The sequence below is a fragment of the Acidovorax sp. LjRoot204 genome (genome assembly GCF_056175785.1).
Genome location: NZ_JBGFFF010000063.1, coordinates 1 through 26,795 on the forward strand (window position 1 = coordinate 1; position 26,795 = coordinate 26,795).

A 26,795-nucleotide genomic window follows, 5' to 3' on the forward strand; every position below is an offset into this window, starting at 1 on the left:
CATCAGCTCACGCAAGTCGGTCTCGGGGCCCTCGACCAGGCCCGCATAGATGCGGGTGTTTTCATCGCCCGTGGGGTCGGCCGTGATGCCGAGCCAGCGACTGTCGGCACTGAAGCGGATGGCGCGCGCACGGATGCGAAACGCCTTGGCGTCGCCCCCATCGATGGACTGCACCCAGATTGCGGGCACCACGCCGTCGGTGCCAAACCAGGCGATGCGCTTTCCATCCGGCGACACGCGATAACCCCCGGTGGACTGCCGGCTGGCCACAAAGTCGCGCACGGGCACCAGGTCTGGCAATTGCGCCCCAGCCAGCGAAGGGTGCGTAGGTCCGGAGGCACAGCCCACCAAGGCCAGTGCTGCAGCAAGCGCTGCGCTGCCCCACCATCGCCGCACCATCGCCTGTTTGGTTGTCGATGCCATCGCTTTCCCCCCATGTGTTGAGCCATTGAATGCGCCCATTGTGCAAAGTCTCGCCTTAAGGCCAGCCAAAGGTGGCGGCTGCGGCACTGCGCAACGGTCACCACTCCCGCCACAATCGCCCCATGCACATCCTGCTCATCGAAGACGACCTGGACCTGGGCCGCGCGCTGCAGTCCGCGCTGAAGGTGGAGGGGCTGACCAGCGAGTGGCTGCGCCGCGCGGTGGATGCGCCCGCCACGGTGGACRCCACGACGGTGGACTGTGTGCTGCTGGACCTCACACTGCCCGACGGCAGTGGCTTTGACCTGCTGGCGCGCTGGCGCAACCAGAGCGGGCACAGCGGGCAGGTGCCCGTCATCGTGATCACGGCGCGCTCGGCCGTGGAGGACCGGCTGGCGGGCCTGGACGGCGGGGCGGACGACTTTGTGATCAAGCCCTTTGCCACGGCCGAACTGATGTCGCGCATCCGGGCCGTGCTGCGCCGCAGCGCGCGCCAGGCCAGCGAGCGCTGGGTGCTGGGCGAGCTGGTGATCGAGCCCCGGCGTCATGCCGTGCAGCGCGCCGGGCTTCCGCTGGAGCTGTCGCCGCGCGAGTTCCAGCTGCTGCTGGAGCTGGCGCGCGAGCCCGGCGTGGTGGTGTCCAAAAGCGTGTTGTCGCAGCGGCTGGACCCGCTGGGCGAGCCCATGGACTTTGCCGCCATCGAAGTGCATGTGTCCAACCTGCGGCGCAAGATCGGGGCGGAGCTGATCCGCACAGTGCGTGGCGTGGGCTACCTGTTGCAAGCATGACCACGATGAAGCACGCGTTGCGCAGCGCATGGGCCTGGCTGGCCGAACCCACGCTGATGCGCCGCAGCGTGGCCTCGGTGCTGGTGGCGTTTGTGGTGGTGTGGGCGGTGCTGCTGGGCTACAACTTCGTCAACTACAAACACACCATCACCCGGGACCCGGGCCTGATGAAGTACGGCGACGCGGTGTTGGACTCGCTGGCCCAGGTTACCGATCCTGCACACGCCGCCGCGGCTGTGGCGGCCACCGACCACTGGACCAACGTCCGCCGCCGCCAGATCGGGCTGCTGCCCGGAGTGCAGATGCACGAGCTGCTCGATGCGGCATCGGGCCAGCGTGTGTTTGCCTCGCCGGGGCTGCAGAACGTGGCCTTGCCGCCCGCCACGCCCCGCGCAGAGCCATTCATAGAGGAAGCCGCCCTGCAGGGCCGGTCGTTCCGCATCTACACCGGTCGCAATGCGCGCTGGGTACTGCGGGTGTTCGAGACCAAGCGCACGGACTCCAACTTCCTGCAGTACAACGGCCGCGCCCTGCTGCCCTACCTGCTGCTGGCGTCACCCTTTGTGCTGCTGGCGGTGTGGCTCTCGGTACGCCACGGGCTGCGGCCGCTGCAGCAACTGGCCAGCCGCATTGCGCAGCGCGGGCAGGACGACCTCCAATCGGTGGGCTTCAACGCCCGCCACGGCGAACTCAAGCCCCTCGAGCAGTCGCTGGACCACCTCTTCGCCCAGCTGCGGCACAAGGTGGAGCGCGAGAGCGCCTTTGTGCAGGACGCCGCGCACGAGATCCGCACGCCGCTGGCCGTCATCACCGCACAGGCCCACGTGATGGCCCGCTCGCCCAGCGAGGAGGAACGCACGCAGGCCCAGGCCCACCTGGAGCAGGCCATCGCCCGCACCTCGCACCTGGCGCAGCAACTGCTGGACCTGGCCGCGCTGGACGACGCACAGCGCCCCGCACCGCGCGACCTGGACGTGGCGCAATGGCTGCGCGGCGCGCTAGCGCAGGCTGCGCCGCAGGCCATCGCGCGTCAGATCGAGCTGTCGCTGGACGCGCCCGACACCTTGCCCGCGCGGCTCGACCAGCCTGCGTTCGAATCCATCGCCCACAACCTCATCGACAACGCGCTGCGCTACACGCCCGATGGCGGTAACGTGGCGGTGACGCTGCGGCGCGGGGGGGCGGCGTTGCAACTGTCGGTGCAGGACGACGGGCCCGGCATCCCGACCACAGAGCAGCAGCGGGTGTTCGAGCGCTTCTACCGGGGCACGGGCCATGCCGCCAACGGCTCAGGTCTGGGCCTGGCCATCGTGCGGCAGGCGGTGCTGCGCATGGGCGGGCAGGTGCAGATGGGCGCGGGCCTGAACGGCCGGGGCGTGGGCTTTTTCGTTAGCATTGCCCTCCCGCACAGCGCCTGACGGCCCCGCCGCAGGCACACCGCCCGTCCCCGCCCGTCCCGCATGTCCGAAGCCACTACCACCGCCGATTCCACCCACCCGTGCCTGAGCTGCGGCGCCTGCTGCGCCAGCTTTCGCGTGGACTTTGCCGTGTACGAGATGCAGGCAATGGGCGGCACGGTGCCCGACGGTCTGGCCCTGGATGTGAACGGCAGCACCTGCCGCATGCGGGGCACGGAGCAGGTGCCCATCCGCTGCGTTGCGCTCACCGGCCAGGTGGGCCAGCAGGTGGCCTGCAGCATCTACGAACTGCGCCCCGCGCCCTGCCGCGAGTTCTCCGCGGGCGACTACGCCTGCCACAAGGCGCGTGCGCGGCACGGGCTGGCGCCGCTGGCGCCACTGGCGGAAGGCCTGGTCCTGTGAAGGTGGCACCCTTCCAGCAGCCGGGCTACTGCCGTATCAAAATAGTTTAGGCTTCAACAAAAAATCGACCAGGTGTTGGAAATAACCGACACCATGGCTTTTTCGGGACATGCAAACTTTGTCCCATGTCAACGCCTTCCTCCCCCACCGCCCGCCGGCTCTGGGACATCTCGCCGCCCGTGTTTGCGGGCAGCCCCGTGTTCCCCGGCGACACGGCCTACAGCCAGCAGTGGTGCACCACCATCGGCCCCGGCTGCCCGGTCAACGTGAGCGCGATCACGATGTCGCCCCACGTCGGCGCCCACGCCGATGCGCCGCTGCACTATGACGCGCAAGGCGCCGCCATCGGTGACGTGTCGCTCGACGCGTTTCTGGGCCCCTGCCGCGTGATCCACGCCATCGGCTGCGGCCCACTGATTCACTGGGAACACATTGCCCACGCGGTGAACAGCCCCCTGCCCCAGCGCGTGCTGGTGCGCACCTACGAACACATGCCCGTGGACCGCTGGGACGGCCAGCTGGCCGCCTATGCGCCCGGCACCATCGAGCGCCTGGCCGACCTGGGCGTGTTGCTGGTGGGCATCGACACCGCCAGCATCGACCCGGCCGACAGCAAAACACTGGAGAGCCACCAGGTCATCCGCCGCCGGGGCCTGCGCGTGCTCGAAAACCTGGTGCTCGACSMCGTGCCCGAGGGCGACTACGAACTCATTGCCCTGCCGCTCAAGCTGACCACGGCCGATGCATCGCCCGTGCGCGCCGTGCTGCGGGCACTGGAATAGCGCGATACACAGAATTTCAAGCATTTTTGGCTGAAAGCGCCAGTGCAACATGCGCAGACAGCTATCAATAACATAGCAACTATCTCCCCAACGCCCATGTCCATCACCCTTCAAGACTGCCGCACCCGCGACGCCCAAGACCCGCTGCGCGCCCTGCGCGACCACTTTGCCCTGCCCGCAGGCGTGATCTACCTAGACGGCAATTCGCTGGGCGTGGCCCCCAAGGCCGCCGCCGCGCGCGTGGCCGATGTGGTCACCCGCGAATGGGGCACAGACCTCATCAAATCGTGGAACACCGCCAGCTGGTTCGACCTGCCCCAGCGCCTGGGCAACCAGCTCGCCCCGCTGATCGGCGCGGGCCAGGATGAAGTGGTGTGCACCGACAGCACCTCCATCAACCTCTACAAGGTGCTAAGCGCAGCGCTCAACATCGCCCGCGAAGACAGCCCCGCGCGCAAGCGCATCGTGAGCGAGCGCAGCAACTTCCCCACCGACCTCTACATTGCCGAAGGCCTGTGCAAGGAGCGCGGCCTGGAGCTGGTGCTGGTAGAGCCCGAAGAGATCACCGCAGCACTGACCAGCGACGTGGCCGTGCTGATGCTCACGCACGTGAACTACCGCACCGGCGCCATGCACGACATGGCCGCCATCACCGCCGCCGCGCACGCCCAGGGCATTTTGTGCGTGTGGGACCTGGCGCACAGCGCGGGCGCSGTGCCGGTCGATCTGAACGGCGCAGGCGCAGATTTCTCGATTGGCTGCGGCTACAAGTATTTGAACGGTGGCCCCGGCGCACCGGCCTTTGCCTGGGTGCACCCGCGCCATGCCAGCCGCTTCTGGCAACCGCTGTCCGGCTGGTGGGGCCATGCCGCACCGTTTGCCTTCACACCCGACTACCAACCCGCCCCGGGCATCACGCGCTACCTGTGTGGCACGCAGCCCATCATCAGTTTGTCGGCCCTGCAGTGCGGGCTGGATGTGTTCACCGCCGCACAAAGCCTGGGCGGCATGGCCGCGCTGCGCGCCAAGTCGCTGGCGCTCACTGATCTGTTCATCCAGCTGGTGGAAGAGCGTTGCGCAGGCCACGGCCTGGGTCTGGCCACGCCGCGTGAGCATGCCCAGCGCGGCTCGCAGGTGTGCCTGACGCGCGATGAAGGCGCGGGCGTGAACGGCCAGGGCAGCGGCGCCTATGCCATCGTGCAAGCGCTGATTGCGCGCGGCGTGATTGGCGACTTCCGCAAGGGCGATGGCGGCACGGGCCGCCACAAGGACATCCTGCGGTTTGGCTTTACGCCGCTGTACCTGGGCTTTGAAGACGTGTGGAACGCTGTGGAGCACCTGCGCCAGGTGCTGGAGAGCGGCGAGTGGCAGAAGGCCGAGTTCAACCAGACGCACGCCGTCACCTGATCGGAAAGGCAAACCACCATGTGCCCTTTCTCGCAAACCCCTGCCGATGGCAACAACCCGGCGTCTGCCGCCCTGCCCGAATCCATCGTGCACGAAGAGCGCGCCCAGCTCGACTTCAGCAAGTCCATGAGCTACGGCGACTACCTGCAGCTCGACGCCATCCTTACCGCACAAAAGCCGCTGTCGCCCGCGCACGACGAGATGCTGTTCATCGTGCAGCACCAGACCAGCGAGCTGTGGATGAAGCTCATGCTGCACGAGCTGCGCGCGGCCATCGGCCACATTGCGCGCGACGAGCTGCCGCCCGCCTTCAAGATGCTGGCGCGTGTCAGCAAGATCATGGAGCAGCTGGTGCACGCCTGGGACGTGCTGGCCACCATGACACCGCCCGAGTACAGCGCCATGCGCCCGTACCTGGGTCAGTCCAGCGGCTTCCAAAGTTATCAGTACCGCTGCATCGAGTTTTCGATGGGCAACAAAAACCGCGCCATGCTCAAGCCCCACGAGCACCGCGCCGACCTGCTGGCCCTGGTGCAGGCGGCGTACGAGGCACCGTCGCTGTACGACGAGGCCCTTCGGCTGCTGGCGCGGCGCGGCCTGGCCGTGCCCGCCAGCCACACCGAGCGCGACTGGACACAGCCCTATGTGGAAAACGACGCGGTGGAGCAGGCCTGGCTCACCGTGTACCGCAACCCCGAAAAGCACTGGGACCTGTACCAGCTGGGCGAGGAGTTGACCGACCTGGAAGACGCCTTCCGCCTCTGGCGCTTCCGCCACGTGACCACCGTGGAGCGCGTGATCGGATTCAAGCGCGGCACGGGCGGCACGGGCGGAGTGAGCTACCTGCGCAARATGCTSGACGTGGTGCTGTTCCCSGARATCTGGAAGCTGCGCACCGATCTGTGAGCAGTTCAAGCTGCCCCAAAAAAAACAGGCCTGTTCACCACCCTGGTGAACAGGCCTTCTAACTGCTGCCTGCGCCCAACGATAAAGCGCTAGCAGCTATCGTTTTTATAGTTCTCTCCCTGATTCGCAATCGGCGGCGTTTCAGTCCCCGGCCCTGGTGAACACCTGTCCGCCCGAGAGCTGGTAGGCCACGTTGTCCACCTGCAGGCTGCGCTCGTTGGCAATGTCAAAGCGGCTGTACAGCCCGGGCGTGTCGCCGTTCAAGATGGCGGTAGACACCACCATGGAGCGCTGGGCCAGCGCGCCGGTGGTGGTGTTCACCTCCAGCCGCAAGGCACCCTGGTAGCCACGCACGGGCGGGGGCGTGCCTACGCCCGTGGGCGCTTGGTAAACGCGTGCAGGGAACGCTATGCGCACCTTGCCCTCCACCGCCTGCAGGTTGAGCACGGGGCGGGTGCTGTCGAGCGTGGTGATACTGCCCCGGCCGCCCGCCGTCTGCGCGGCCAGCCGCTTGCCCTGCGCTGCATTGCGCACATCGAACACCGCAAGCTGAATGCCATCGGCAACGCCGCCCAGTGCGCTGTCCTTGCCCACGCCCAGCAGCAGTCCGTTCGGCAGCGGAACCAGGTGGTCGGCATGGCCGCCCGCCGCCAGCTCGCCTGCCACCGTAGGGTTCGCAGGGTTGGCAAGGTCCAGCACCCACACGGGTTCGGTGTTGGTAAAGGGTGTGGCATAGGCCCGGGCGCCTGCAAAGAACAGGTTGTCGATCTGCTGGTCGCCCCGCGCCGTGCGCGGCCGAATGGGCAGCTTGGCCTGCGGGCCCAGATAGCTGTCCCGACCGCTGTCGCGCAGCACGGTCAGCAGCGCGGGGGAGGCCTGCTGGGCCTGGATGGTCACCGGCGGCATGCCGCTCTGGCCCGTCTTGCCGGTGAAGGTCAGCACGCGCAGATCGTTCTGGTACTCGTTCAGGCGCGATGGCAGGCGGCGCAGGTCCCAGCCCAGGTGGCCGTCCACGCTGCCCGATGCGTCGTAGTCCACCTGCGCGCCCCGGAAGCTGAACTTGTGGATGTCGGTGCGGCTGTCGGCGGGGAACACAGCGTTGGCAACGTCACCGCCATAGCGGTACTGCCGCGAGCTGGCGACATACACGCTGCGCGCGCCCAGGTGCACCGCTTCGCTGCCGCCCGCAAAGCAGCGGCTGGTGCGCGCCAGACTGGACGAGGTGAGGTCGATGGCCGTGATGGACGTGAGCTGCAGCGACAGCGAGGCATTGCCCGTCTGCACCAGGCAGTCTGCCTCGTTGACCAGCGGCTGCGGCTGGCCGCCATCCACGCGCAGGGTGGGTATCAGCGCGGCGGTGTTGAGGTCCTTAAGTGCCGCGTCCACCGCCGATGCCGTGGCCCCTGCCGGCACGGTGAAGCGCGTAAGGTCGGGCGACCAGGTGGTGACCAGGTACAGCATGTTGCCAATCAGGCGGCTGCCGACCAGCAGGCCATCGATGCGCATCTGCTTGATCTGCGCGGGCGCCATGTCCTTGTGGATGGCAAACAGGTCCAGCGACAGCGTGCGGCTGTACTCCGGCAACACGGTGATGCTGGCGTCGGCCGCAGCCACCACGGGCTGGCGGTCGGCATACGGGTCTTGCTGCGACAGCACGGCAGCGCGCGTACCACCGCCCGCCACATAAAAGCCCTGGGGGATGTACTTGGCGTCCAGCGTGGCGCTGCCCACGCTGGACAGGCTGCCATCGGCCGCTCGGGCCATGGCGGCCAGGCGCGGCGGCTCGCGGCCGGTGTCGGTGGCGTAGGCGCGGTGCACGCCATACAGCATGTTGCCCTCGGACTTGATGAGGGCGTCTTCCTCCACCACCGCGCCCGCCAGTGGCGCGCCGGTGTGGGTGACCACGCTGCCCGCGCTGCTCAAGCCCCCCACGGTGGGCACAGTGATGGCCGTGCCCGGATAGCCCAACGCCACCCGCTGCGCAATCTTGGCCTTGAAGTAGGCCACCAGATCGCCGGAGCGCGCCACCTGCAGCCGCGCCTCGTTGGGGGTCTGCGGGTTGCCGCCCTCCCCGCCACCGCAGCCGGCCACGAATGCAGCGGTGGCTACGGCCAGCCATGCGGGCGACGCATGGGATATGCCCGCCAGTGTGTTCATCAACCCTCGGTTCTTCATCTGATTGTTCTCCCTGTGAATGCGTATACCCACGGCGCGGCGTCGGCTTCGGCCCACACCACACCGCAAATAAGTGGGATAATATCCCACATAGTTTCAAACCGTCAACCAGATGACAATCACAGCCTGACCCTGACACCCGCCGCGCCTCGGCCTTCTTTCATGCCCTCCCGCTCCGCCATCGTTCTGGCCTCTGCCCTGCACGTGCTGCGCCCTCTGGCGCGCCTGCTGCTGCGCAATGGCGTGGCCTACCCCGCGTTTGCCGCGGCCATGAAGAAGGTGTTTCTGGACGCTGCGCACGACGAGCTGCAGCGCACAGGCAAGAAGACGACCGACAGCGCGGTGAGCCTGATGTCGGGCGTGCACCGGCGCGATGTGCGCAACCTCGGCCGTCTGGCCGAGCCCGCTGCTGAGGAAGAAGCGGGCGAAACCCCGTTGAACATGGCCAGCCAGGTGGCCGCGCGCTGGCTGAGCCAGACGGATTGCCTGGACGACGAGGGCCAGCCCCGCCCCCTGCCCCGCAGCGGCGAGCCTCCGCACTTCGATGGCCTGGTGGCCAGCATCAGCAGCGATGTGCGGCCCCGCGCGGTGCTCGACGAACTGGTCCGCCTGGGCATGGCCGAGGAAGGTGAGGATGGACTCATCCGCCTGCTGGCCGCCGGCTTTGTGCCGCGCCAGGGCTTTGCCGAGATGGCACAGCTGATGCAGGACAACCTGCACGACCATTTGGCGGCGGCCAGTCTCAACCTGGAGGGCGAGCACAACTACCTGGAGCAGGCCGTGTTTGTGGACCAGCTCAGCGAAGAATCAGCCCACCGCCTGCACGTCGTGGCCGCCAAGGCCTGGCGCCAGGCCTTCAAGACCGTGATGACCGAGGCCCAGGCCCGCTACGACCACGACCAGCAAAACACCCCGCCCGGCGAGCGCAACCGGCGCGCCCGCTTTGGCAGCTACTTCTATGCCGCAGACCAAGATGAACGTCCTTCCTGAACTCTGGGCCCGGGTGGGCCGGATGGCCCTGCTCACGGCCCGACGGCTGGTGGCTGTCACCACCCTGCTGGTGCTGGCCGCCTGCGGTCCCGGCACCGGTGGCACGGGCACCGGCCCGATCAACGGAGCGGTTTATTTTTCGGGCGCGGGCTTCACAGTGGGAGCCCCCTGCGCTCTGCATTGCGGTGGCACGGACCTGCTGTTGGAAAACGAGCGGGTGGAACTCAACATCACCTGCCAGCGCTTTGTGTTCACCGGCCCGTGGGAGATCGATGCACAGGGCATGGCACTCCTGAAGGGCACCCTGGAAACCACGGAATTTCCCAACGGGGGCGAAGCCCAAACCCGCACTGTGGCCGCCGAGATGCAACTGCAGTTCAGCGACACCCGCGCCGACAGCAGCCGCGAGGTGGTCGTTACCGTGCGGGACGCACAGGGCAACCTGCTGGTCGCCCCCCGCACGCTGGAGCAGCGCCCTGCTTCTGCAGCAGCCGCCCCCGGGTCCTGCACTCCCGAGGAGCGCTGAAACGACACAGGGCCTGTGCAGACAGGCTGCACAGGCCCTGAAAAAACCAGAAATCCGAACCAGCCCCGAACAGGCCGGTGACAAAGAGGGGTGAGGTTACTGGACGCCCGCCACCATCATGCCGCGGTTGCTGCGGCACCAGATCGGTGCCAGGTGTCCAATCTGGATCGTCAGTTCATTGCCCTTGCCCAGCACCGTGGTGGGGCCGTTGCTGTATGCGTAGCCGCTGTCGGCAGCCTGCTTGGGTAGCTCCACCGTCCAGCCGCTGCGGCGCATCACGCTGCGGCCTTGATCGGGGTAAAACTGCATCTCCACTTTTTCACCGTTGCCGCAGGCGTATTGCATGCTGCTGCCATCGGTCGGTGCGCTGAACGCCTGCATCGCGGGGGGCTGGCTTGCGCAGCCCGACAACAAGAGGGTAGCCAACGCACCCGAACCCAGCAAAACCATCGTCTTCATCGGTCACTCCTGACATCGCGGCGCCATCTGACGACGCCCGACAACTTCCATCCAACGGCTTGTGGCCACCGGCCACCGGGACCCATTCAAAGCCCCATGGTGATCACCCAAGCACAAACCTTGCCACTCACCACTGCCTGCACCATCCTGATTGCGAGAGACCGAAACTTGCGATTCCAGAGCCGTGACCAACACCCGGTGCAGCGCATGGACACAAGAGTGCCCCAGGCCCCCGGCACCGTCATTGGGGTGATCCCCACATCGAGAGCCTCCTCTAAAGTCTGCCCGCGCCCTGTGGCGCCCTCATGACGGCCCCAGCCCCCTGCAGACGGGGCAGGATTGGAAGCACCGAAGGACCCAATCAGCGGTAGAAACATCTGATTACTAGCACCCACACCCCAAAATCCGCAGCATCCGACGCGTTTGGTCGGTTATGGACGGGAGGGACTGGGACATACCCTATGAGCCTGCCTGTACGGCTGCTCCGCCCACCGGGCCGGCTCCCCGCCGTCCATGGGTGACAGCAGCGCCCGTGCTCAGCGGATAACCTCGCGGGGCCCAATCGCCGGCAGAGAACCCCTCTCGACCGCGACGGGCATCCGCTATGGAGACTTGCCCCCGTGCCCACCCCCTTGCCAGCCACCCCTCTCCTCGCCCCCCGCACTGCCTGGGCCATGCTGCTGGCGCTGGTGGCGGGCTTTGCGCTGAGCCAGGCGTTTCGCACCATCACGGCCATCATGGCGACGGGCTTGCGGGCGGAGTTCGGTCTGTCGGCACAGGCGCTGGGGGTGTTTGCCGGGACGTTTGCGTTTGCCTTTGGCACCATGCAGCTGTTCATGGGCATTGGCATCGACCTGTATGGCGTGCGGCGCACGCTGCTGGTGGCGTTTCCGCTGACCATTGCGGGCGCGGTGCTGTCGGCACTGGCGCCGGGCTATGGCACCGTGCTGCTGGGGCAGGTGCTGATTGGTGTGGGCTGCGCGCCCGCATTTTTGGTGTGCACCGTGTTCATCGCACGCTACTTTCCGGCGTCGCGGTTTGCCATGGTGTCGGGAGTGGCCATGGGGGTGGGCGGACTGGGCATGCTGTTCACCGGCACGCCGCTGGCCTGGCTGGTGCAGCAGTCGTCCTGGCGCATGGGGTTTGGCGCGCTGGCGGGCCTGGCGGCGCTGGCCTGGCTGCTGATCTTCTGGAAGGTGCATGAACCTGCACAACCCATCGATGAGGCCGCTCCGCGCGAATCGATGCTGCAGGCGGTGCGCGGCTTCGGCGGGCTGTTCCTGCTGCCGCACACCGCCGGCATCATGCTGCTGGCGCTGATGACCTATGCCTCGTTCCTCACGCTGCGCGGACTGTGGCTGGGGCCGCTGCTGATCGAGCGGCACGGCTATTCGCTGGTGGCCAGCGGCAATGTGGCCATGCTGTCGTCGCTGGTGTCACTGTTCAGCCCAGCCCTTTTTGGTCGGCTGGACCCTGGCCCCACGCGGCGCAGGCGCTGGCTGCTGGGCTTTACCGTCCTGCTGGCGGCCTTGTTTGCGGCCATGGGCTTTCTGCATGCCGAATGGCTGGACGTGGGCGGCTCCGTGGCCGTGGGCCTGCTGTCCGGCTACATGGTGCTGCAGTACTCGGATGTGCGCTCGGCTTACGCCCCCGCCGTCACGGGGCGGGCCATGGCGGTGTTCACCATGGCGCTGTTCCTGGGCGTGGCGCTGATGCAGTGGGTGACGGGCGTGGCGGCCTCCCTCGCCGCCGCACAGGGTGCAGACCCGTACGTGGCGGTGATGCTGACCATTGCGGCCATGCTGGTGGTGGGCGCACTGGCCTTCAGGCTGCTGCCCGCGCCCGCCCATTGACCAGCTCATTCACCCGCGCGGGGTCAGGCGGGCACAGCGCCGCGCGGGCACCTGCTACACGCCACCATTGCAGCACGCCAAACAACAACTCGAAGGCGGTGAAACCCAGCACGATGGCATTGGCGCCGTGTGCCACCGCGTAGATCTGCCAGGCCGCAAACAGAAACCGCGCCACGCCATCCAGCCGCCCCAGCAGCACCGTGGGCGCCACGATGCGCGCCACCGACCACACCACCACCACCGAGCCCAGCAGGTTGGCCAGCAGCATGTGCGTGGTGTCCAAGGGGTGCAAGGTGCCAGGCAATGCGAGCGCCTGGGCCAGCAAGTTCAGCTGGGTGTAGAGCCAGGCAAAGGTCCAGGGCAAGGCAAACGGCCAGGTGACGAGCAGGTCGTACCAGCCGCTGGCGCGCACGATGCGCAGATAACGGCCGGAATCGAAAGCGGGGATGTGCATGACAGGAAACCTCTGTGAATGGATCAATGAGGCCCCGAGCTTCCACCTTGAAGTACGCTTCAGGGTCAAGCACGTTGTGAGGGGAGCGGGATCATGCTGATCGGTGAACTGGCCACGGCCTCGGGCCTGAGCCGCGAGGCGCTGCGCTTTTATGAACAGCAGGGCCTGATTCGCGCGCGCCGCCTGGACAACGGTTACCGGGACTACCCGCCCGAGGTGGTGACGCTGGTGCAGTACATCCGCACTGCGCAGCAGCTGGGCTTTACCCTGGCGGAGATCGGCGACCGGCTGCCCGCCATCTGGGACGCCGCCGAGCCCGGCCCCGCATTGGCGCAAGTGCTGGCCGCCAAGCTGCAGGAGATTGACGACCGCATTGCCGCACTGCAGGCCCTGCGCCAGACGTTGGCCGAGCGTGTGGCCACCGACTGCCCGCTGCAGGCCCGGGTGCCACGGGCCAAGGCCTCTTCGTCCGCTTTTTGAGCCAAATCGGGCGGTAGCGCTAGTACATCATGCGCTGGCAGCTATCAAAAACAGAGCAATCATCCCTCAACCGCCGCGCAGGTGCCAGCGCAGCCCGGTCAGGTGGCTGAGGCGGGCACCTGGTGCAGCAGCACCGGGTGGTTGCCATCGGCGTCCGCACTCTCGATCTGCACCCCAAAGCCCCACAGCCGCGCCACGTGCTTGAGCACCTCCTGCGTGTCGTCGGCCAGCGGGCGGCCCTGGTACTGGGTGTGGCGCAGGGTCAGGCTGCGGTCGCCGCGCAGGTTCACGTTCCACACCTGGATGTTGGGCTCGCGCGTGCCCAGGTCGTACTGCTGCGACAGCATCTGGCGCAGGCTGCGGTAGCCGTTTTCGTCGTGGATCTCGCTGACCACCAGATCGCGCTCGCCAGCGTCGTCATGCAGCGCAAACAGGCGCATCTCGCGCATCAGGTGCGGACTGAGGTACTGGCCGATGAAGCTCTCGTCCTTGAAGTTGCGCATGGCATGGTCGAGCGCAGGCAGCCAGGGGGTGCCAGCGATGTCGGGGAACCAGTGCCGGTCCTCCTCGGTGGGGTGCTGGCAGATGCGCTGAATGTCGCGGTACATGGCAAACCCCAGCGCGTAGGGGTTGATGCCGCTATAGGCACGGTGCCCCACGGGTGGCTGGTAGACCACGTTGGTGTGCGAGCCCAGCCATTCGATCATCACGCCGTCGCTCAGGTAACCCTCGTCGTACAGCGTGTTGAGCAGCGTGTAGTGCCAGAACGTAGCCCAGCCTTCGTTCATGACCTGGGTCTGGCGCTGSGGRTAGAAATATTGGGCGATCTTGCGCACGATGCGCACGATCTCGCGCTGCCAGGGCTCCAGCAGGGGCGCGTTTTTTTCGATGAAGTACAGGATGTTCTCTTGCGGCTCCCTGGGGAAGCGGTCGGCCTCTTGCGCCGCACCTTCCTTGCCGGGGCGCGTGGGCAGGGTGCGCCACAACTCGTTCACCTGCTGCTGGGCGTAAGCCTCGCGCTGCGCGCGTTCAAGCCGCTCGCGCGCCAGGTTCTTCTTGGACGGGCGGCGATAGCGGTCCACGCCAAAGTTGGCCAAGGCATGGCAGGAGTCGAGCAGGCGCTCCACTTCGCCCGTGCCGTAGCGCTCCTCACACTGGGCCACATAGTCCTTGGCATACACCAGGTAGTCGATGATSSWGGACGCATCGGTCCACATSCGRAACAGGTAGTTGCCCTTGAAGAAGCTGTTGTGGCCATARGCYGCATGCGCAATCACCAGSGCCTGCATGGCGRTGGTGTTCTCYTCCATCAGGTAGSYGATGCAGGGGTYGGAGTTGATGACGATCTCGTACGCCAGGCCCATGTGCCCGCGCCGGTAGCGCCGTTCGGTGGCCAGAAACTCCTTGCCGTAGCTCCAGTGCCGGTAGTTCACCGGCATGCCCACGCTGGAGTAGGCGTCCATCATCTGTTCGGCGGTGATGATCTCCAGCTGGTTGGGGTAGGTGTCGAGACCAAAGCGCTCGGCCGTGGCGGCAATGGCCGCGTGGTAGCGCTCGATCAGCTCGAACGTCCAGTCGCTCGGGTCGGGCAACGGCTCGGCCGGCCGCGCGCCTGCAGGCAGGGGCTGGCCGGGCACGGCACGGTGGCGGCGCTCGCCCACGGCAGCGGCCTTCCAGGGGTTGTCGCTGAGGCGGCGTTCCAGCACGGGGTACTGCACAACGTTGTTCATGCGGCCACCCCCTCTTTCTTGAAGAGATCGCGGAATACCGGGTAGATGTCACCGGGTGCGGAGACCTTGCGCATCGCAAAGTGGGAGTACAGCGGCGCGAGCTGGCTGTACTCGTCCCACAGGTTCTGTTCTTCCTCGGCCACCTGCACATAGGCAAAGTAGCGCACCAGCGGCAGGATCTTGTCCACCAGCAGGTTGCGGCAGACGCCGCTGTCGTTGGTGAAGTTGTCACCATCGCTGGCCTGGGCCACGTAAATGTTCCAGTCGCCCTGCGGGTAGCGCGCACGGATGATCTGGTCCAGCAGCACCAGCGCGCTGCTCACCACCGTGCCGCCGCTTTCGGTGGAATGGAAGAACTGCTCCTCGCTCACCTCGGCCGCCTGGGTGTGGTGGCGGATGAACACGATGTCGATGGTCTCGTAGTGCCGCGTGAGGAACAGGTACAGCAGGATGAAGAACCGCTTGGCCAGGTCCTTGCGAGTCTCGTCCATGGAACCCGACACATCCATAACGCAGAACATCACCGCCTGGCTGCTGGGCACGGGCACCGGCGTGCGCGCACGAAAGCGCAGGTCGATGGGGTCGAGGTACGGAATCTTGCCGATGCGCGCCGTGAGCGCATCGATGCGGCGCTGCAACTCAGCCACCGCCTCGCTGGTGCCGTCGTCCTGCGCCAGCAGGGCGTCCAGTTCGGCCTGCAGCGCCAGCAGCTCGCGGTGCGCCGCCTTGCCAAGTGCAATGCGCCGGCCCAAAGCGCCGCGCATGGTGCGCAGCACGGCCAGGTTGTTGGGGATGCCGTCCTGGCTGTAGCCTGCGCGGCGCGACTTCCACTGCGGGTTCTCGCCAATGTGGGTGCGCAGCAGGTGCGGCAGCGCGAGGTCTTCAAAAAAGAGCTGCATGAACTCTTCCTTGGTCAGCGTGAAGGTGAAGTCGTCTTCGCCCTCGCCGCTGTCRCTGGCCTGCGATCCGCGCCCACCCGCACCGCCCTGGGGCCGCTCGATGCGGTCGCCGCGCACATGCTCTGCATTGCCGGGGTGCACGGTGTCGCGGATGCCGCCCTGGCCATGGTGGAAGACGGGCTCGCTGATGTCCTTGCGCGGGATGGTGATGCTCTCGGCCTGCTCCATGTCGCGGATGCCGCGTTGCGAGACGGCACGACGCACCGCATCCGCGATCTGTTCCTTATAGCGGCGAACAAATCGCTCGCGGTTGCCCACCGACTTGTTCTTGCCAGCGAGCCTGCGGTCGATGATTTGCAATGCCATCCGTTGCTCCCGTTCCCCATGCAGGGCCTGTGGCCCAGGCACCGACCCTAGCTACTCTTGCGCACGCGCAGGTACCACTCGCACAGCAGCCGCACCTGCTTGGGCGTGTAGCCCTTGTTCACCATGCGGGTGACGAAGTCCTCGTGCTTGCGGGCCTCTTCGGCGCTGGCCTTGGCGTTGAAGCTGATCACCGGCAGCAGCTCTTCGGTGTTGGAGAACATCTTCTTCTCGATCACCRSSCGCAGYTTYTCGTAGCTGGTCCAGCTCGGGTTCTTGCCCTGGTTGTTGGCGCGCGCCCGCAGCACAAAGTTGACGATCTCGTTGCGGAAGTCCTTGGGGTTGGCGATGCCTGCGGGCTKCTCGATCTTCTCCAGCTCGGCGTTGAGCGCACTGCGGTCGAACACCTCGCCGGTGTCGGTGTCGCGGTACTCGTTGTCCTGGATCCAGTAGTCGGCGTAGGTGACGTAGCGGTCGAAGATGTTCTGGCCGTACTCGCTGTAGCTYTCCAGGTAGGCSGTCTGGATCTCCTTGCCRATGAATTCGGCATAGCGCGGCGACAGGAACTCCTTGATGTAGCCGGTGTACTTGGTCTCCAGATCGGTGGCGAACTGCTCGCGCTCGATTTGCTGCTCCAGCACATACATCAGGTGCACCGGGTTGGCGGCCACCTCGGCGCTGTCGAAGTTGAACACCTTGGACAAAATCTTGAACGCAAAGCGGGTGGATATGCCCGTCATGCCCTCGTCCACGCCCGCGTAGTCGCGGTACTCCTGGTAGCTCTTGGCGCGCGGGTCGGTGTCCTTGAGGCTCTCGCCGTCGTACACCTGCATCTTGCTGAAGATGCTGGAGTTCTCGGGCTCTTTCAGCCGCGTGAGGATGGCGAACTGGGCCATCATCTTGAGCGTACCGGGCGCACACACGGCGTTGCCCAGCGACGATTCGCGGATGAGCTTTTCGTAGATGCGGATCTCCTCGCTCACGCGCAGGCAGTACGGCACCTTGACGATGTAGATGCGGTCGAGAAACGCCTCGTTGTTCTTGTTGTTGCGAAATGCCTTCCACTCGCTTTCGTTGCTGTGGGCCAGCACCACGCCGTCAAACGGAATCGCCCCAAAACCTTCGGTGCCCTTGTAGTTGCCCTCCTGCGTGGCCGTAAGCAACGGGTGCAGCACCTTGATGGGCGCCTTGAACATTTCCACGAATTCGAGCAGCCCCTGGTTGGCCAGACACAAGCCGCCGCTGTAGCTGTAGGCGTCGGTGTCGTCCTGTGCAAAGGTTTCGAGCTTGCGGATGTCCACCTTGCCCACCAGGCTGGAGATGTCCTGGTTGTTCTCGTCGCCCGGCTCGGTCTTGGCAATGCCCACCTGCTTGAGCACGCTGGGGTAGCGCTTGACCACACGGAACTGGCGGATGTCGCCGCCGTACTCTTCCAGCCGCTTCACCGCCCACGGCGACAGCACACGCTGCAGGTAGCGGCGCGGAATGCCGAACTGCTCCTCCAGCACCGGGCCGTCTTCTGCGGCATCGAACAGACCCAGCGGTGATTCGTTGACCGGCGAGCCCTTGAGCGCATAGAACGGCACCTTCTGCATCAGCGCCTTAAGGCGCTCCGCAATGGAGCTTTTGCCACCGCCCACAGGGCCCAGCAGGTAGAGGATCTGCTTACGTTCCTCCAACCCCTGCGCGGCATGGCGGAAGAAGCTCACCACCTGCTCGATGGACTCCTCCATGCCATAGAACTCGGTGAATGCGGGGTAGCGCTTGATGACCTTGTTGGCAAAGAGCCGCGACAGGCGCGGGTCGTTGCGCGTGTCCACCATCTCGGGCTCGCCAATCGCTGCCAGCATGCGCTGGGCAGATGTGGCATAGGCCATGGGGTCACGCTTGCACTCGGCGAGGTACTCGTCGATCGACATTTCCTCTTCGCGGCTACGGGCATAGCGCGCGGCGAAGTTGCTGATGGCATCCATACGACCTCCTGTAGCGGCACCCCTGGCGGGCTCAGGTGGTACCACGGTGTTGCATTGGCAATCGCTACCGGCTTGGCTCTTTTTAGCACCACGACCTGCGCTTGAACAGCAAATTCGCGGGCGTGTGGCCGGCCTTTTTGTGGCATTGCACACACAGGGATAGAGCGTGGCACACTGCGCAAAGTTCACCCTGCAAAACGCGCTCGCGGGTTGCACCGGATAGGGAATGTCCTGACAACTGGAATGTCCGGTTGATAACGCATGCATAGGCCATGCGCCAACGGCTTATCCGCAGTGCGCCCCCCGCAGGCCAACCGTCATAACGAACTGGCGCTGGAGCCGTCGCCCCGGTACAACCAGGGCACATCCAGCAGGCGCTCGCCCAGCAGGCGCAGCGACAGGTCGCGCCCCCAGCGCACCGGCCCCGTGGCGTGGAAGATGCGGCCATTGCGCGTCGACCGGGCCTGCACCCGCGCGTTGCGCTGCCAGCGGTTGAGCGCATAGCGGCGCAGACGCAGCGGCACATCGAGGTCGTGCATGGCCAAAGCACGCTGCAACTCGGCCGCGTCTTCAATCGCCATGCCCGCGCCCTGGGCCAGGTACGGCCGCATGGGGTGCGCGGCATCGCCCAGCAGGCCCACCAGGCCTTGTGCCATCTCGTCGGCGCTGCGCACCGGCGGGCGGTCACACAAGGGCCACAGGCGCCAGCCCGCCCCACCCGCGGCACTCACGCTGCGCACCACGTCCTGCAGCGCGGTGCAGATGCCTTGCAGTGCGTGCTCCAGGCCTGCGGCATTGGCGGCGTGGTCCCAGCTCTCCAGGTCTTGCGGTGCGGGCCCTTGCACAATGACCACCAGGTTTTGCAGCTCGCCCCGACGCACGGGGTACTGCACCGCGTGCAGGCGCGGGCCCAGCCATGCGGTGACCTGCGCCGTGCGCAAGGCGTCGGGCAGCGCATGCTGCGGCACCAGCGCGCGGTAGGCCAGGTGCCCCGTCACGCGTGGCGGTACCGCGCCCAGAAGCTGGGTGCGGGTGCGGCTCCACAGGCCATCGGCACCAATCAGGGCATCGCCCTCAACCTGCTTGCCCCGGCTGGTGCGCACGGTGACCACGCCGTCGGCATCGGCAAAGCTGTCAATCGCATGCTCCAGATGCCATTGCGTGTCGGTGTACTTGGTCACGGCAGACAGCAACAGGCCATGCAGGTCCGCTCGGTGAATGGTGGCGTAGGCCGCGCCATAGCGCTCCACCGCCGTGGGACCCAGGGGCAACACGGCCAGTTCTTTGCCGCTGACGGCGTTGCGCACCTGCAACCGGCTGGGGAAGGCAGCCACCGCCTGCAGCGGCTGCTGCAGACCCCAGGCCTGCAAGCGGCGCACCACGTTGGGCCCGATCTGCACGCCCGCACCCACTTCGCTGAACGCGGCAGCGCGCTCGTACAGCCGCACCTCCCACCCGGCCCGAGATGCGCCCAACGCAGCAGCCAAGCCGCCAATGCCGCCACCGGCGACCAACACCTGTTTTTTCATGGCGCGATTGTGAACTGCGCGCACCGGCGGACCTTTGCTTTAGCGCAGGTCATAGCGCAGGCCGTAGCGCACGCTCCAGCACTTCGGCGGGCATGGGCCGGCCAAACAGGTAGCCCTGAAAGGCCTTGCAGCCGTAGCGCTGCAAGAACTCCAGCTGGCCCGTGGTCTCCACGCCCTCAGCCACCACGGCCAGGTCCAGGCTGTCGGCCAGGGCCAGGATGGTGCGCACAATGGCAGCGTCGTTGGGATCGGTCTGCAGATCGCGCACAAAGCCCTGGTCGATCTTGAGCTGGTCGAGCGGCAAGCGCTTGAGGTAGCTCAGGCTGGAATAGCCGGTGCCAAAGTCGTCCAGCGAGAAGCCTACGCCGTAGCGGCGCAGATGCTCCATGCGCGCAATCACATCTTCGACATCGGCCATCAAGAGGCTCTCTGTGAGTTCGAGCTTGAGGCGCTCCGGGTTGGCGCCCGTGGCATCGAGCACGCCCAGCACTTGCTCCACAAAGTCGGGCTGGCGGAACTGCCGCACGCTCACGTTCACCGACAAAAAGAACTGTCGCGTGAGCGAGCTGCGCTGCCAAGCCACCAGCTGTGCACAGGCCGTCTCCATCACCCATTGCCCCAACGGCAGGATGAGTCCGGTCTGCTCCGCCAGCGGTATGAATTCGGCGGGTGAGACCATGCCCCGTCGTGGGTGGCGCCAGCGCACCAGGGCCTCGGCGCCCTGCAGGCGGCCCTTGCCGTCCACCACCGGCTGGTAGTACAGCACCAGCTCCTTGTCTTGCAGGCCGCGGCGCAGGTCGGCCTCCAGGGCCGAGCGGTTGCTCACGGCCGCTTGCATGTCGGGGTCGAAGAAGCGCTGGGTGTTGCGCCCCGCCGCCTTGGCCTGGTACATGGCCAGGTCGGCATGTTTGAGCAGCTCATCCACGCTCACGGTCTGCTGGCCAAACAGCGCGATGCCTATGCTGGGTGTGCTGTGGTGGCTGGCATCGCCCAGCGCATAGGGCTTGCCCAGCGTGGTGATGATGTGGCTGGCCACCAGCGCAGCCTCGGCGCTTGCGTGGGCGGGGTCGGGGCTGAGGCCCTCCACCAGCACCACGAACTCGTCGCCACCAAAACGGGCCACGGTGTCGGACTCCCGAACGCAGCCCTTCAGGCGCTGCGCCACCTGCAGCAGCAATTGGTCGCCGGTGTCATGGCCCAGCGTGTCGTTGAGGTCCTTGAAGTTGTCGAGGTCAATGAACAGCAGCGCGCCCTGGGTGTCAGAGCGCGCAACCGCCAGCGTGGCGTGTTGCAGCCGGTCCACCAGCAAGCGGCGGTTGGGCAGACCGGTCAGCGAGTCGTAGAACGCCAGGCGTTCGATCTGGCTCTCGACCTGCTTGCGTTCGGTGATGTCGCGGCCCACGCCCCGGTAGCCACGCAGCGCGCCATTGGCGTCAAACACCGGCACGCCGCTGACCGAGATCCAGTGCATGCTGCCGTCCGCGCGCCGGCGTTGCAGCTCCAGGTCACGGAACGGCTGGTGCGCGGCCAGCACCGCGCGGTGCGCAGCCCAGTCGGCATCAGTCATGTTCAGGGCGCCGATCTCCCAGCGCGTGCGCCCCATCACGTCCGACAGCGGGATGCCGTTCACGCTCAGATCGCCCGCCAGTTGCACAAAGCGGCCCTCGGCATCGTGCTCCCAGTACCAGTCGGACGACAGGTCGCTCAGGGACCGAAAGCGCGCCTCGCTCTCGCGCAGCTCGTTCTCCACACGCACGTAGTCGCTCACATCGGCAAACGTACGCACCAGGCTGCCATCGGCCAGCGTGGTGGTGCGGACCTCGAACGTACGGCCATCGCGTGTGGTGCGCCAGTACAGCGCCGGGGCAGCAGCGACAGCACCCTGTGCCACGTAGTCGTGTCCGCGACGGTCCACCAGGCTATAGCCCTCGCCAAAGTCACCGCGCTCGGCCTGCACGCGCGTCAGGTCAGCCAGCGTGGGGCGGGTGGCCATCAGCGACTCGGGCAAGTTCAGCAGCTCCAGCACGCGCTCGTTGTAGACGGTGATGCGGCCATCGGGCCCGGTCTTGAAGATGCCCTGGCTCATGCTGGCCAGCGTGGCCTGCAGGGCCGAGCGCTGCTCCTGCAGCATGGTCAGAGCCTCTTGCCAGATGCGGGCATCCACCATGCGCACGGGCTGGCCCTGCCCCTTGGCGCCTTGCACCAGCGCCACCAGGCGGTTGAGCAGCTCGCTCAGGTGCGCTACGCCATCGGCCTCGCGCAGCACATAGTCGCCCAGCCCGCAGCGAAAGGCGCGCGCAGCCAGGGCCTCTTGCGCTGCATCGATGCACATCAGCACCGGGCGGCCAGCGCACAGCTCCAGCAGGCCGGGCAGTTCCTGGTCGGTGGGCTTGAGGCACAGCACCACGGCATCCCAGGCCTGGCTGGCGAGGGGAGCCTTGGCAGTTTCTGGCGTGGGGCTGTTGACCACCCGCCAGTCGGGGTAACGCGTTGCCATGAGCCGCCGCGCGGCCGCCGCATGCTGGGTATCAATGTCCACCCACAGGATGCCCACACCGTTCATGGCTGCGGCTCCTGCGGTGCGGGCAGAGCGGTCGGCAGCGAGGAGGCTGAATGGCCCGGCAGATGCTCACGCTCGAACAACTCGACGGGCCCCGGCCTTCCAAACAGATACCCCTGGAACCCCTCGCACCCATGCAGCCTCAGGAACGACAGCTGCCCCGTCGTCTCCACCCCCTCCGCCACCACCTCCAAATCCAGGCTCTTGGCCAGCGCCAGGATGGTCCGCACGATCGCCGCGTCGTTCGGGTCCGTCAGCACGTCCCGCACGAAGCTCTGGTCGATCTTCACCTGGTCCAGCGGCAGACGCTTGAGGTAGGACAGGGACGAGTAGCCAGTGCCAAAGTCATCGAGCGCAAAACCCACGCCTTCGCTCTTGAGCTGCACCATGCGCGCGATGGTGTCTCCGATGTCGCCCAGCAGCAGGCTTTCGGTGAGTTCGAGCTTGAGTTGCCGGGGGTCTGCGTTGTGGTTCTTCAAGGTTTGCAGCACTTCGGCCACGAAGCCGGGTTGCCGGAATTGGCGGGCGCTGACGTTGACGGAGATGGACAGGTGGGCGGTGTCCGGGTGCTGGCTCCAGCGCTGCAGTTGTTCGCAGGCGGTCTGGAGCACGTATTGGCCCAGCGGGAGGATGAGGCCGGTCTGTTCTGCCAGGGGGATGAAGTCGCCGGGGCTGATCATGCCGCGCTGGGGGTGGCGCCAGCGCACCAGGGCTTCTGCGCCCAGCAGGCGGGCGTGGTGGTCTACGACGGGCTGGTAGTGCACGAGCAATTCGCCCCGGGCCAGGCCCTGGCGCAGGTCGGCTTCGAGGTTGGAGCGGGCGTTGACGGCTGCCTGCATGTCGGGGTCGAAGAAGCGCTGGGTGTTGCGTCCTGCGGCTTTGGCCTGGTACATGGCCAGGTCGGCGCGCTTGAGGAGTTCGTCCACGGTGAGGCGTTCGTCGCCAAAGAGGGTGATGCCGATGCTGGGGGTGCTGTAGTGCTGGGCGCCGTCCAGGTCAAAGGGCTGGTTCAGGCTGGCCAGGAGTTTTTCGGCGACGGTTTCTGCCTGGGTGGCGGCGTTTTGCAGGTCAGGGGCCAGGGCTTCGAGCATGACGACGAATTCGTCGCCGCCGAAGCGGGCCACGGTGTCGGCTTCGCGCACGCTGCCCACCAGGCGGGCGGCGACCTGGGCCAGGAGCTGGTCGCCCATGTCGTGGCCCAGGGTGTCGTTGAGGTCTTTGAAGTTATCGAGGTCGATGAACAGCAGGGCCCCGAGGTTCCTGGTGCGCTGGCAGGCGGCGATGGAGCGTTGCAGGCGGTCCAGCAGCAGGCGGCGGTTGGGCAGACCCGTGAGCGCGTCGTAGAACGCCAGGCGTTCGATCTCTTGTTCGGCGCGTTTGCGGTCTGTGATGTCGCGGCACACGCCCAGGATGCCCGTCACGCGGCCATGCAGATCGCGGATGGGCGTCTTGATGGTCTCGAACTGGCCCTGGTAGCCGTCTTCGGCGAAGGTGAGCGTTTCCTCATACACCAGCGGCTGCCAGGCCTGCATGGCGCGCTGGTCGTACTTGCGAAAGCGCTCGGCCTCGGCCGCGTTGGTCAGGTCGTAGTCGTTTCGGCCCACCACATCGCGTTCGGGCCGGCCCGCAAAACGCTCGAATACCGGGTTGACCGACAGGTACACCCCGTTGGTGTCCTTCATGAACACCATGTCCGGCATGGCATTGACCACGCTGGCCAGATGCGCCTTCTGCTGGGCCAATTCTTGTTCGATGCGCTTGAGCGCCGTCAAGTCGTAGGCAAACAGCACCACGGCTGCCACCCCTTGCGCCGTCACGCTCTCTGGGGCGATGGTGGTGTGGCGAAACTGTGTGCCGTCAGGGCCGTCAATGCGGTTTTCGAACACCGCGGTCTCGCCAGCAAAGGCTTTTTCAAGATGCGGGTGGATGCGCGCGAACACTTCGGGCGGGATCACATCCTGCAGCCGCTGCCCTTCCAGCGCCTGGGGCGTGGTGTAGAGCCAGCGTGCCTGCTGTTCATTGACGTACAGCACGCGCAAGTCCCGATCAATCCGCGACACACCACCCGGCACATGGCGCAGCGTGTTGGCCATGAGCGCCTGCTGGGCGTGCGCGGCCTCTTCGGCCTGGTGGTGGGCGGTGATGTCGGTCTGCACGCCATCCCACAGCACCCGGCCATCCTGCAGCCGGCGCGGCGACGAACTCAGGTGCATCCAACGCACCTGGCCGTCGGTGCGGCGCACCCGAAACACCGCCTCCAGACTGGTCATGGACAGGTAGGACTGGCGCTCTGCCTGCCGCAGGCGATCTATGTCTTCCGGGAGGATCTGCCTGTAAAGCACGCGTGGGTCCTGCAACACGTCTTCGACGCGTACCCCGTTCAGCCGTTCGATGGCGTCGCCCATGTGCACAAAATGCACCCGGCCATCCAGCTCGCGCACGATCTGGAACAACACGCTGTGCGGCAGGTTGCGCCCCAGCAATGACAGACGCCCCTCGCTCTCGCGCAACCGGCTCTCGGCCTCCTGGATGCGCGCGAACGGGCGGCGGATGCCTGCATCAAACACCGCCTGGTACAGCAGCGCATACGCCACCACCCGAAAGCCATGGGACAGCACTCCACCCAGCATCGAATGCCCGCCCAGCGCGCCCACCGTGACCTCGCCGCACACGAACGCTCCGGCCGCCCAGGCAAACAGGCGTTCACGCGGTGCCTCTTCGCTGCGGCTGCGGCGATGCAGCACCACCGCGCTGGCGGCCAGGGCCAGGGCGAGCCCCACGGCCACCACCTGGCGCAAGGCACCGTCTGCAGCATGGGCAAACCACTGGGGCAGCGGCCCCAGCGACGACCCTGCCAGCACCAGCGTGACACCCCCCGCCGCTGCCAGCCAGGCGCGGGCCGGCCCGGGGGCCGACAACCGCGTGGCGGTGAGCCCCAAGGTCAGGGCCTCGGCCACACGCGCCCAACTGCTCAGCCACAACGACATGTCGGCACTGCCCGGCGGCATGTGCACAGGGCCGGAGTGCACCAGCACCCCGTGCAGAAAATTGCAGGCCGCCGCGACGCCAAAACCCACCACCAGGACATTCGCGCGCGCCTGCTCCTGCGCCTCCAGGGCGTGCAGGGACACCGACACCACCAGCAGTCCCAGCAGCACCGCCACCAGCTCCAGCAACGGTTCCAGCCCGTGCTGGGCGCCCGCCCCATCCCCCAGCATCTGCGCTAGCGGCACCACGACCAGCGCCAGCACTGCCACCACCAGCACCACGGTGATGGCGGGCGCATCCGACCAGGGCATGCGCGCTGTCGGAGAGCTGTTGGGAGGTGGCATGGACGAAGGGGTGAATGGCAGTGCCAGCGAAATGGCCGCACAACGTCACAAGTGTATCTACGCGTAAGGAAATGACCAGAGCGCTCGCACCATGAAAAACGGGGCCAAAGCCCCGTCCAAGACAACCCGGGACGGCGCTGCGCCCAGGCGTTGCGTGCACGCATCAGCGCAGGGCGCGATGCGGCAAGGAAGAAGGATGCAGCGGGCCCTCAACCCTCCAGCAGCTGGCGCAGCACAAACGGCAAGATGCCCCCGGCCTGGTAGTAGTCCACCTCGATGGGGGTGTCGATGCGCAGGGTCACCGTCACTTCCTGGCGCGTGCCATCGGCACGGTGGATGACCAGCCTCGCATCGCTCTGTGGCGTGAGTGCGGCATCAGGCACCACATCAATCACCTCGTTGCCCGTCAGGCCCAGCGTTTCCCAAGAATCGCCCGCCTTGAACTGCAGCGGCAACACGCCCATGCCCACGAGGTTGGAGCGATGAATGCGCTCAAAGCTGCGCGCCACCACCGCCTTGATGCCGAGCAGTTGCGTGCCCTTGGCGGCCCAGTCGCGGCTGGAGCCGGTGCCGTACTCTTCGCCCGCAAAAATCACGGTGGGCGTGCCCTGCGCCATGTACTGCATGGCGGCATCGAAGATGAACATCTTCTCGCCCTGCAGCGGACCATCGTTCTGGAACAACGTGACGCCGCCCTCTTCACGCGAGCCATCGGCGGTGGGCGGAATCATCAGGTTCTTGATGCGCACATTGGCAAAGGTGCCGCGCATCATCACGTCATGGTTGCCCCGGCGGGCGCCGTAGCTGTTGAAGTCTGCCTTTTGCACGCCGTGCTGCAACAGCCACTGGCCTGCGGGTGAGCTTTCCTTGATGGAGCCTGCGGGCGAGATGTGGTCGGTGGTGATGGAGTCGCCGAACAGCGCCATGATGCGCGCGCTGTGCACCGCCGACGCGGCCGCAGCGCCTTTGTCGAGCGCAAACTGGGCAAAAAACGGCGGCTCTGCAATGTATGTGCTGGCGGGCCAGGTGTAGGCCGTGCCACTAACTCCCTTGATCTTCTCCCACAGCTTTCCGGGGTCGGTCGCCACCTTGGCGTAGTTTTCGCGGAAGGCCTTGCCGTTCATGGCGAACTTGAGCAGGGCGTGGACTTCATCGCTGGTGGGCCAGATGTCGCCCAGGTAGATGTCCTTGCCACCCTTGCCCTTGCCCACGGGTTCGGTCATCAGGTCTTTGAGCACCGTGCCCGCGATGGCGTACGCCACCACCAGCGGCGGACTGGCCAGAAAGTTGGCCTTGAGGTTGGGATGGATGCGCGCCTCGAAATTGCGGTTGCCCGACAGCACGGC

Annotated in this window: 21 protein-coding genes; 10 read left to right on the top strand and 11 right to left on the bottom strand. The window is 66.5% G+C overall.

Annotated elements, in window-relative coordinates; all coding sequences use genetic code 11:
• A partial coding sequence (locus tag AC04MI_RS12805) for a TolB-like translocation protein (RefSeq protein WP_476497921.1) occupies positions 1-423 on the bottom strand: 423 nt, incomplete at its 3' end.
• Positions 424-545: 122 nt separating this feature from the next.
• On the opposite strand from AC04MI_RS12805, the gene AC04MI_RS12810 reads away from it, so the two are divergent.
• From AC04MI_RS12810 to kynA, 6 genes are all read left to right on the top strand, one after another.
• On the top strand, positions 546-1,211 hold the full coding sequence (locus AC04MI_RS12810; RefSeq protein WP_476497922.1) for a response regulator: 666 nt from the start codon (positions 546-548) through the stop codon (positions 1,209-1,211).
• Positions 1,208-2,629, top strand: a complete 1,422-nt coding sequence (locus tag AC04MI_RS12815) for a sensor histidine kinase (protein ID WP_436077761.1) — start codon at positions 1,208-1,210, stop codon at positions 2,627-2,629. The genes AC04MI_RS12810 and AC04MI_RS12815 overlap by 4 nt, the downstream gene beginning before the upstream one ends.
• Positions 2,630-2,671: 42 nt before the next feature.
• Positions 2,672-3,031, top strand: coding sequence for a YkgJ family cysteine cluster protein (locus AC04MI_RS12820; RefSeq protein WP_436077760.1), 360 nt, complete (start codon positions 2,672-2,674; stop codon positions 3,029-3,031).
• Positions 3,032-3,156: 125 nt separating this feature from the next.
• Positions 3,157-3,813: an arylformamidase gene (kynB, locus tag AC04MI_RS12825; RefSeq protein WP_476497923.1), complete on the top strand. Its 657-nt coding sequence runs from the start codon at positions 3,157-3,159 to the stop codon at positions 3,811-3,813.
• Between the two features lie 96 nt (positions 3,814-3,909).
• Positions 3,910-5,220 carry a kynureninase gene (gene kynU / locus AC04MI_RS12830; protein ID WP_436077758.1) on the top strand — a complete coding sequence of 437 codons (1,311 nt, stop codon included), beginning with the start codon at positions 3,910-3,912 and terminating at the stop codon, positions 5,218-5,220.
• Between the two features lie 18 nt (positions 5,221-5,238).
• Complete coding sequence (gene kynA / locus AC04MI_RS12835; protein WP_436077757.1) at positions 5,239-6,126, top strand: tryptophan 2,3-dioxygenase; 888 nt, start codon at positions 5,239-5,241, stop codon at positions 6,124-6,126.
• 141 nt (positions 6,127-6,267) lie between these two features.
• On the opposite strand, the gene AC04MI_RS12840 is transcribed toward kynA, so the two are convergent.
• Entirely contained in the window at positions 6,268-8,283 is a 2,016-nt protein-coding gene (locus AC04MI_RS12840; protein WP_436077756.1) for a beta-propeller domain-containing protein, read from the bottom strand.
• 180 nt (positions 8,284-8,463) lie between these two features.
• On the opposite strand from AC04MI_RS12840, the gene AC04MI_RS12845 reads away from it, so the two are divergent.
• Together AC04MI_RS12845 and AC04MI_RS12850 are read left to right on the top strand one after the other, a co-directional pair.
• Positions 8,464-9,291 (top strand): DUF6502 family protein, encoded by an 828-nt coding sequence (locus AC04MI_RS12845; protein WP_099730977.1) that lies wholly within the window; start codon positions 8,464-8,466, stop codon positions 9,289-9,291.
• Positions 9,275-9,817, top strand: a complete 543-nt coding sequence (locus tag AC04MI_RS12850) for a hypothetical protein (RefSeq protein WP_143227280.1) — start codon at positions 9,275-9,277, stop codon at positions 9,815-9,817. Before AC04MI_RS12845 ends, AC04MI_RS12850 begins: the two co-directional genes overlap by 17 nt.
• Before the next feature lie 96 nt (positions 9,818-9,913).
• Here AC04MI_RS12850 and AC04MI_RS12855 read toward each other — a convergent pair whose 3' ends face one another.
• Complete coding sequence (locus AC04MI_RS12855; protein WP_099730979.1) at positions 9,914-10,276, bottom strand: MliC family protein; 363 nt, start codon at positions 10,274-10,276, stop codon at positions 9,914-9,916.
• A 674-nt stretch (positions 10,277-10,950) separates the two neighbouring features.
• Here AC04MI_RS12855 and AC04MI_RS12860 point away from each other — a divergent pair.
• Positions 10,951-12,129, top strand: a complete 1,179-nt coding sequence (locus AC04MI_RS12860) for an MFS transporter (RefSeq protein ID WP_436077881.1) — start codon at positions 10,951-10,953, stop codon at positions 12,127-12,129.
• Here AC04MI_RS12860 and AC04MI_RS12865 read toward each other — a convergent pair.
• The gene (locus tag AC04MI_RS12865) at positions 12,101-12,583 is read right to left on the bottom strand and encodes a hypothetical protein (protein WP_436077755.1); all 483 of its coding nucleotides are present in this window, start codon (positions 12,581-12,583) and stop codon (positions 12,101-12,103) included. The two genes, AC04MI_RS12860 and AC04MI_RS12865, sit on opposite strands and share 29 nt — an antisense overlap.
• Before the next feature lie 93 nt (positions 12,584-12,676).
• Between AC04MI_RS12865 and AC04MI_RS12870 the strand changes: the two genes are divergently transcribed.
• Positions 12,677-13,063 carry a MerR family transcriptional regulator gene (locus AC04MI_RS12870; RefSeq protein WP_056748333.1) on the top strand — a complete coding sequence of 129 codons (387 nt, stop codon included), beginning with the start codon at positions 12,677-12,679 and terminating at the stop codon, positions 13,061-13,063.
• Between the two features lie 98 nt (positions 13,064-13,161).
• On the opposite strand, the gene AC04MI_RS12875 is transcribed toward AC04MI_RS12870, so the two are convergent.
• From AC04MI_RS12875 to AC04MI_RS12905, 7 genes are all read right to left on the bottom strand, one after another.
• Positions 13,162-14,793, bottom strand: a complete 1,632-nt coding sequence (locus AC04MI_RS12875) for a SpoVR family protein (RefSeq protein ID WP_476497924.1) — start codon at positions 14,791-14,793, stop codon at positions 13,162-13,164.
• On the bottom strand, positions 14,790-16,058 hold the full coding sequence (locus AC04MI_RS12880) for a YeaH/YhbH family protein (RefSeq protein WP_436077754.1): 1,269 nt from the start codon (positions 16,056-16,058) through the stop codon (positions 14,790-14,792). The genes AC04MI_RS12875 and AC04MI_RS12880 overlap by 4 nt, the downstream gene beginning before the upstream one ends.
• Before the next feature lie 47 nt (positions 16,059-16,105).
• Positions 16,106-18,028: a PrkA family serine protein kinase gene (locus tag AC04MI_RS12885; RefSeq protein WP_476497925.1), complete on the bottom strand. Its 1,923-nt coding sequence runs from the start codon at positions 18,026-18,028 to the stop codon at positions 16,106-16,108.
• A gap of 317 nt (positions 18,029-18,345) precedes the next feature.
• Positions 18,346-19,557 carry an FAD-dependent monooxygenase gene (locus AC04MI_RS12890; protein WP_436077753.1) on the bottom strand — a complete coding sequence of 404 codons (1,212 nt, stop codon included), beginning with the start codon at positions 19,555-19,557 and terminating at the stop codon, positions 18,346-18,348.
• Positions 19,558-19,606: 49 nt separating this feature from the next.
• Positions 19,607-22,120, bottom strand: a complete 2,514-nt coding sequence (locus AC04MI_RS12895) for a putative bifunctional diguanylate cyclase/phosphodiesterase (protein ID WP_099730986.1) — start codon at positions 22,118-22,120, stop codon at positions 19,607-19,609.
• Positions 22,117-25,449 (bottom strand): EAL domain-containing protein, encoded by a 3,333-nt coding sequence (locus tag AC04MI_RS12900; protein ID WP_436077752.1) that lies wholly within the window; start codon positions 25,447-25,449, stop codon positions 22,117-22,119. The genes AC04MI_RS12895 and AC04MI_RS12900 overlap by 4 nt, the downstream gene beginning before the upstream one ends.
• A 209-nt stretch (positions 25,450-25,658) precedes the next feature.
• Positions 25,659-26,795: aconitase family protein (locus AC04MI_RS12905; RefSeq protein ID WP_476497926.1), on the bottom strand; the 1,137-nt coding region annotated here is incomplete at its 5' end.